This window comes from Nocardia sp. 2TAF39 (genome assembly GCF_052114905.1).
GTDB lineage: Bacteria > Actinomycetota > Actinomycetes > Mycobacteriales > Mycobacteriaceae > Nocardia.
Map to the genome: position 1 here is coordinate 1 of NZ_JBFRFQ010000136.1, position 1,230 is coordinate 1,230.

Consider the following 1,230-nt stretch of genomic DNA (forward strand, 5'->3'; position numbering starts at 1 on the left):
GTCGGGGTTGTCCCCCGCTTCCCGCATCGTCAGCGACAGATCGAACTTCGCGGTATCGACATCGAAATCGACCGCACCGACCCGCAACCCCGGCAGCTCGAAGCTGCTCTCGGGCAGATTCTCGAACGACAACGCCACCTGGAACAACGGGTGCCGCGCCGTGGAACGCTCCGGATTGAGCAGCTCCACCAACCGCTCGAACGGCAGATCCGCATGCGCGAACGCCTGCAGATCGGTATCCCTCGTCCTGGCCAGGAACTCACCGAAGGTCAGATCGCCATCCACATGCGAACGCAATACCAACGTATTGACGAACATGCCGATCACATCATCGAGCTCGGCTTCACCACGACCAGCCACCGGAGTACCGATAGCAATGTCGTCGGTACCGGACATACGAGCCAGGAACAACGCCAACGCGGCGTGCACCACCATGAACAGCGTCGTGTTCTGCTGCCTGGCAACCTCGCTCAGCGCAYGATGCAACCCGCCCTCGATCGGGAACACCACCCGTCCACCCGCGAACGACTGCATCGTCGGACGCGCCCGATCCGCGGGCAGATTGAGCTCATCCGGCAACCCGGCCAACGCGGCACGCCAATACTCGGCCTGCTGCGAGAACAGGCTCTCGGGGTCGGCCTCGGAGCCGAGCACGTCACGCTGCCAAAGACTGAAGTCCGCGTACTGCACCGCCAACGGCGCCCACCCAGGCTCCACACCAGCCGAACGAGCCGCATAAGCCGACATCACATCGCGAGTCAGCGGACCCATCGACCAACCATCGGCACTGATATGGTGCGCGACGAACACGAGGACATACTCGGCGYCGACTCCCACCCCACCAGCAGCGTCGACTCCCGCCCCAGCGGCAATGCCGGCTTCCGCCGCAGCACCCCCGGCGACGCGGAACAGCTTGGCCCGCAACGGAACCTCGGTGGTCACATCGAATCCAGCGGAAACCACCTCGACGATCCGCTGACGGACATCCTCAGCAGCCACCGTTTCCGGCGTCAGGTCCGCAACCGCCTGCTCGGCAGGCAGGATCACCTGATACGCCGCCCGACCCTGCTCCGGATAAACAGTCCGCAAGATCTCATGCCTGGCGACCACATCACCAACCGCCTGCTGCAACGCGGCGACATCCAGATCACCGGACAAACGGATCGCCGCCGGAATGTTGTTGACCGATGAGGCGGTATCGAACCGGTTGAGGAACCACATCCGCTGCTG

1 protein-coding gene is annotated in these 1,230 nt (G+C 63.8%); it reads right to left on the minus strand.

The genetic code is table 11. The features are described 5' to 3' along the window. A partial coding sequence (locus AB4Z47_RS30680; protein ID WP_441956206.1) for a condensation domain-containing protein occupies positions 1-1,230 on the minus strand: 1,230 nt, incomplete at both ends.